General features: G+C 62.3%; 7 protein-coding genes. 2 read left to right on the top strand and 5 right to left on the bottom strand.

Annotation, left to right across the window (positions count from 1 at the left end):
- Positions 1–183 (top strand): hypothetical protein (locus V6M50_RS17670; protein ID WP_332819895.1); only part of this gene is annotated, 183 nt, incomplete at its 5' end.
- A 49-nt stretch (positions 184–232) separates the two neighbouring features.
- Here the strand turns inward: V6M50_RS17670 and V6M50_RS17665 are convergent.
- Complete coding sequence (locus V6M50_RS17665; RefSeq protein WP_332819894.1) at positions 233–778, bottom strand: hypothetical protein; 546 nt, start codon at positions 776–778, stop codon at positions 233–235.
- A gap of 200 nt (positions 779–978) precedes the next feature.
- On the opposite strand from V6M50_RS17665, the gene V6M50_RS17660 reads away from it, so the two are divergent.
- Entirely contained in the window at positions 979–1,527 is a 549-nt protein-coding gene (locus V6M50_RS17660) for a hypothetical protein (protein ID WP_332819893.1), read from the top strand.
- Between the two features lie 72 nt (positions 1,528–1,599).
- On the opposite strand, the gene V6M50_RS17655 is transcribed toward V6M50_RS17660, so the two are convergent.
- The 4 genes from V6M50_RS17655 to V6M50_RS17640 all read right to left on the bottom strand — a co-directional run bounded on the left by V6M50_RS17655 (position 1,600) and on the right by V6M50_RS17640 (position 6,182).
- Positions 1,600–2,016 (bottom strand): GFA family protein, encoded by a 417-nt coding sequence (locus tag V6M50_RS17655; protein ID WP_332819892.1) that lies wholly within the window; start codon positions 2,014–2,016, stop codon positions 1,600–1,602.
- A 70-nt stretch (positions 2,017–2,086) separates the two neighbouring features.
- Positions 2,087–4,387, bottom strand: coding sequence for a phosphoenolpyruvate--protein phosphotransferase (ptsP, locus tag V6M50_RS17650; RefSeq protein ID WP_332819891.1), 2,301 nt, complete (start codon positions 4,385–4,387; stop codon positions 2,087–2,089).
- 58 nt (positions 4,388–4,445) lie between these two features.
- A complete protein-coding gene (locus tag V6M50_RS17645) occupies positions 4,446–5,093 on the bottom strand; it encodes a hypothetical protein (protein WP_332819890.1) in 648 nt (215 codons plus the stop codon).
- A 342-nt stretch (positions 5,094–5,435) separates the two neighbouring features.
- Positions 5,436–6,182, bottom strand: coding sequence for a hypothetical protein (locus V6M50_RS17640; protein ID WP_332819889.1), 747 nt, complete (start codon positions 6,180–6,182; stop codon positions 5,436–5,438).
- Between the last annotated feature and the right edge of the window lie 28 nt (positions 6,183–6,210).

Here is a 6,210-nt window from a genome sequence, read left to right as displayed (position 1 = left end):
AAAGATTTTTCTGAGTTCGTCCAGTGGCGTGCCCATTTTGTGTTCATGCACTTCCGAGCCAGGCACTTAGACAGAATTCTGATAGAAAAGTGTCATGAGGCGCTGAAATATGAGGACCTCTCCAACGACGAGCGGAAAGGTCTTCTAAATCCGATCGAAATGTTCGACGCTATCAGAAGCTGACTTTACCTGCGCGATGAACCACGACCGCTCCCCACCCCATATCCGCCGTTCACCGCCAATCTGGATGGGATGGCAGCAAACGACCAATTGCCGACATGACAAATATGTCGGAGTATGAGCTATGGAACGGCAGCAAATTTTGAGGATGAAAACCTTTCTGGCGACTTTGAGCCTTGGCGCTGTTGTCGCTTGCAGCCAACCATCGCAGACGCCAGGAAATCCATCCCAAGGTAAGTATGTTGTCCTGAGTATGACCGAGTTTACCGGCGGAAACATCGCGGGCTTGGTCTCGTGCGAAGACGACAAGGGCCAGATCATAATTAGCGACCAATGCGTCGCTTCCGCGCCGTATCTTGCGGAAGTGGTTGCGCTCTGCGGCCCGTTGGTTGTTACGATCGATCGTTCCATGCTCCATGGGGAGGCGGTATCGTTTCCCATAGATTTGCGACCCGAGGCTCCATCGAGCCTTGAGGTAGTTCGCTGTGTTCAGCGCAAAGTGGGATTTTCGTTCTCGGCTGCGATTGCCCCGGCAAGGAAAGATGGTGAGCCACCAAGTATTTATGACGGTAACGAAAACCCCTTTGCCAGCCTCCATTCGCCCATGAAGCGGCGCTCTCCGTAAGCCTTTTCAAGGTTTGTGAGCCGCGACCGATATGGCCGCCCCCACCCCGTTCCGGCTATTCGCTGCGGATCTGGTTGCCTTGACGGCAATCGACCAATTTCGGACGTCTGAGGGAAGCGCATTGTCAGCAACAATAATCGTTTGTTATCAAATGTTGGCCCACAGCTGAAATAATGTCCAATCCCTCCCCCTCAAGCCTGCGAGAGGCTCCTGAATGGAAGGTATGTCGGCATTTAATCCGGTTGCTATTAGAGCTGGATAACAACACGCTTGAGGTTTTCGACGATGACGGCCGCTTGGGATTCTATTCGGTGTCCAGCCACGACCAGAACCCAATGAATTTTCTTGCCGATTTCGGGGTGCTTGAGGGCGGTTGGGTTCGATGGAGATTAATTGAGCCAGACTTCGATCGTTGCGCTGATATACTGCATCAGTTGGCACCGTTTGATGGGGTTCTTGGCGCGCTGGTTTCGACGACGATCTACAATAATCTTCTGCCGGAAACGCCTGACCCGTTCGAGCTTCCCTTAGGCGTTCCATCATTCGGGGAACCCGTAACCGGTGCGATTTTGGAAAATTTGAAATCGCTAATGGGTGAACTTGTGCAGCTCGGATATGCGCGTCGGGTCAGAGGGCAAGATGGAAGTGAATTTTATTCGTGGACGGAATGGATGGCGTCTTCAATGCTCGCCAATTACGCGCGGGGATGGAGGACGATCTAAGGCCGGGTCGCGACGTCCGCTTTCCACCCCTAAGCCGACTTCCATCCGTCCGCTTGCCAGCGGCATAACCGCTTATTCGAAGGGCGGGTAGCGCTCGAAGGTGGGGAGGCTGCCCAGCTTTTCCATCCAGCCGATGCGTTCGGCGGTCTGGATTTGCGCCTGTGCCGGGATCAGGTCGGGATCGTCGAGCGTTGCGGTCTGGACGTCGATCTGGCCCGGGAAAATGGCGTCGTTGGTATAGAAGAGCCCGGTGCCGCAAGTGTCGCAGAAATGGCGGCGGCCGTGTTCCGACGACGCATAGATTTTGGCGGTGCCGCTGATGTCGATTTCGTCCTGCCCGACCAGCCCCCAGCCCACCATCGGTGCGCCCGAATGGCGGCGGCAATCGCTGCAATGGCAAAGCGCATGATGCTGAACCGCGGTGGACATCGAATAGCGAATGGCGCCGCAATGGCATTGGCCGGTCGCGCGCGGAGTCGAATCATTCATGCTTGCTCTCCTCATTCCAATTGAGGAGAACATAACATAAACATCATCGGCGGCGCAATTACCTCGAGCGTCAATCGCCCAGATCGACGTGATGCCGCTCGGCCCAGGCTTGATACTGGCCGCGCGGGTCGGATGAAGGCTGGGCGAGCATCGCCGGCATGTCGGCGCGCAGCGCGCCGAGGTCGAGCGACCGGATCATCGCCTTCACCGGGCCGACGCCTGCCGGGGTGATCGACAGTCGTTCGATGCCGACACCGAGCAGCGCCATGGCCTCGAGCGGGCGTCCGCCCATCTCGCCGCACACGCCGAGCGCGACCTTGTTTCCCGAGACGATCCGCACCACGCGTGCCAGGTAACGCATGACGATGGGCGACAGCCAATCATAGCGTTCCGCGAGCCGCGGATGCGCGCGGTCGGCGGCGAACAGGAACTGCGTCAGGTCGTTGGTCCCGATCGACAGGAAATCGAGGTGCGGCAGCATCAGGTCGAGCGTCTCGACCAGCCCCGGAACCTCGAGCATCGCGCCATAGCGGATCGCGACCGGCAGCTTCTTGTTATGGCTCGCGAGCCATGCCCGCTGCCCGACGAACAGGTCGCGCGCGGCCTCATATTCCCAGGGTTCGGACACCATCGGAAACATGACGTTGAGCGTACGGCCCGCCGCCGCTTCCATCAAGGCACGCGCCTGAACCTTCAGCAGCCCCTCGCGCTCGAGCGCGAGCCGCAGCGCACGCCAGCCCATCGCCGGATTTTCCTCCTGCGCGCTGTCGCCGACATTCATATAGGGCAGCGCCTTGTCGCCCCCGATGTCGACGGTGCGGAAGATCACCGGCCGGTCGCCCGCGGCGTCCAGCACGTCGCGATAGAGCCGCTGCTGGCGATCGCGCGACGGCAAAGTCGCCGACACGAGGAACTGGAATTCGGTGCGGAACAGCCCGATTCCGCGCGCGCCGGTCAGGTCGAGCGCGGCGACATCCTCACGGAGGCCCGCATTGATCATCAGCTCGATCGGCACGCCGTCCTTGGTGACCGCGGGCAGGTCGCGCAGCGACGCGAGGTTGGCGCGGCGCTTCTGCGAAATCTCGAGCTTGGCATCGAACGCATCCTGCACCGCCTGTGTTGGGCGGACATGCAGCGCACCCGCCGCGGCGTCGAGCAGCAGAAGGTCGCCTTCGCGGATCGAGGCGCGCACATCGCTGACGCGGCCGAGCACCGGAACACCCATTGCGCGCGCGACGATGATGACGTGGGCGGTGAGCGAACCTTCCTCGAGCACGACGCCCTTCAGGCGGCGGCGGTCATATTCGAGCAGCTCGGCAGGGCCGAGGTTGCGCGCGATCAGGATCGAATCCTGTCGCAGCCCCCCCATTTGCGCCGCGGTGCCCATCTGTCCTGACACGATGCGGATCAGCCGGTTCGACAGATCCTCCAGGTCGTGCATGCGGTCGCGCAGCAACGGATCGTCGATCTGGCGCATGCGCATACGGGTGCGCTGCTGGACGCGCTCGATCGCCGCCTCGGCGGTCAGGCCGCTGTCGATCGCCTCGTTGATGCGTCGCGACCATCCTTCGTCATAGGCGAACATCTTGTAGGTCTCGATGACCTCTTCATGTTCGCCGCCGACGCCGAAATCGGCCTGGCTCGCCATGCGGTCGATCTGCTCGCGCATCTTGTCGAACGCGGCATAGACGCGGTGACGCTCGGCCTCGGTATCGTCGGCGACCGTATGCTCGATGGTGATGCGCGGCTGGTGGAACACCGCGATCCCGGCGCCCATACCGTCGACGAGCTTTTGTCCGTTCAGGCGCTGCGCCGACTGGTCGGTCGCCGCGGCGTCGGTGCGCGCCGCGGTGTCGACAAGGTCGGCGTTGGTGATGAGTTCGGACAGCACCATCGCGACGGTCTGCAACGTTTCGATCTCGATATCGTCATAACGGCGCGGATCGCTATGCTGGACGCAGAGCACGCCGACCGCGCGTTCGCGGCGGATGATCGGCACACCGGCAAAGCTGTGGAACAATTCCTCGCCGGTTTCGGGGCGATAGGAAAAGTCGGGATGCGCGGCCGCCTCGTCGAGGTTCAGCGTTTCGATCTGGTCGGCGATCATGCCCACCAGCCCCTCGCCGAGGCCCAGGCGGGTGACGTGCACCGCTTCCTGCTTCAGCCCGCGCGTCGCATAAAGTTCGAGCGCGCCGTCGCGCAGCAGGTAGATCGAGCAGACCTCGCTATCGAGGCATTCGCCGATGATGCCGACGACCTGGTTGAGCTTGCCCTGCGCGTTCGCGCGCGAGGCCATCACTTCGTGTAATCGGGTCAGGATGGTGCGCGCCGACTGCGCCGCGGTAGAGGGTGGGGGTGGAGCATTGGTCATCGCTCCACCCTGCTAACAGATGCTTGGCGCCGTTGCTATTGCCCGGCACGAAAATCGGTCACGGCTTCGCCGCTGCCAGCATCGTCCCGCCTTGGCCGCGCTCGCGAAAGTCTCGCGCGCTACGATAAGCGACCAGTTCGACCTCGTAGCGCTCATAGGCGTGATAGAAATCGACGAACGGCTGGTCGAGTTGCGCGAGCATGGCAGGCGCCATCGACAGCAGCGGCGCCGCCTCCATTGCGCCTGCCTGCTGCGCGATCGATCCCGCGACGCGGCAGAATTCGCGCTGCGCTGGCGGCTGCGCGAAATAGTTGAACAACCGGGTCGACACCTTGTCGCGCGTGCTGATGCCGTTCGTTCCGGTTTCGCGGCCGAGCCGTGCGATCACGGCCGTCTCTGCGCTGCGGATCAGCGGCGAATGGCGGGCGATGATGCGATTATAGTCGGCAATCAGCTGATAGGATGCCGGGCCGCGGCAGCCGATCGCCGCGACATTGAGTGCGATACGCAGGTTCCAGAACGCATCATGCCCTGCAAGGTCGCGGTTCGGCGTCAGATAGTCGCCGTGCGCGTTGCGCGGCGGCAGGCGAAGATTCGGTGCGGCAAAGCCCGGCGCCTGCGGTTCCTCCGGCAGGCTCTGTGCCGAAGCGGGCACAGCAGTATTGAGCGCCGCAATCGCGGCGACGACTCCGATCCATCTGGTCATGTTCCCTATTCCCCCATGCCCTTTCGGGACTCGCCGGACGTCCCGGCTGATGGGAGGATAAGGCGAAGCGGGGAATCGAGTTGTTAGCGGGAATTCATCATGAACGGATTGGAAACCGCTTTCGGCAATATCGCCTTGACCATTTTCGGGCGCGCCGGGGATCGACTGAAATGCCGCTCGCGGCAGAGATTTGGTGCAGCAATCCCGGGTCGCAGCGGCACGAGGGGCGGCATGACGTCACCCGCCCGAAGGGGGCCTCCGGGCAAAATGCGATGAATGGAATATCGTCACCGCCGAGCGTTGCGCGGAAGCCACACTGCTTCCGCGCTGCCGTGCCGGGGGTCAGCCTCCGACGGGCGAGGCCGGCGGCGCCGGCGTGGCCGCAGTCGGTGTTTGGGTCGGGCCGATCGGTGCCAGCGGAGCGGGCGCGCTCATGATCGGCGGGGGCGGGGCATATTTGGCATCCCACGCAACAGCGTCGGACTGATAGCGGGCATAGGCTTCGTAGAAATCATGGAACGGCTGGTCGAGCCGCGCGAGGTGCGTGGGCGATTGTTCGATAACCTGCGCGGTCGGTGTGGATGAGACGAGCTGCGCGATTTCGTTGGCGCGCGCACAGAAAGCGCGCTGCGCCGGCGGCTGGGCGAAATAGTTGAACAGCTGCGTCGACAGGCGGTCGCGCGCGGCGGTGCCGTTGGTTCCATTTTCCTTGCCGAGGTCCTTGATCACCGTCTTTTCGGTCGACCGGATCACCTTGCCGTGGGCCTTGATGATATTGTTATAGGCCGAAACGAGCGTCGTTTCCTCAAGGCCGCGGCAACCGATGGCGGCGACATTCAATCCGATCTTGAGTTGCCAGAAGGCACGATCGCCGGTGACGTTGCTGTTCGCCGTGACGAAGCGGCCGTCGATCCCACGTCCGGGCAGGATCTGCGTCACCGCGGCATTGCCCGGCGGCAGCGGCCGCGGCGGCACAACGATGACCGGCGGTGGCGGCGGTGGCGGCGGTGGCGGCGGTGGCGGCTTGGGCGCACAGGCGGCGACGCTCGCGAGCAGCCCGGCGACGATGATCTTGCGCGACAAATTCATGATCCACTCCCCAACCGCAAAAACATGC

Origin of the sequence: Sphingopyxis sp., from assembly GCF_036675685.1 — a bacterium.
GTDB lineage: Bacteria > Pseudomonadota > Alphaproteobacteria > Sphingomonadales > Sphingomonadaceae > Sphingopyxis.
Note: the sequence above shows the minus strand (reverse complement) of the source record. Positions and strands in the feature narration are given on the sequence as shown.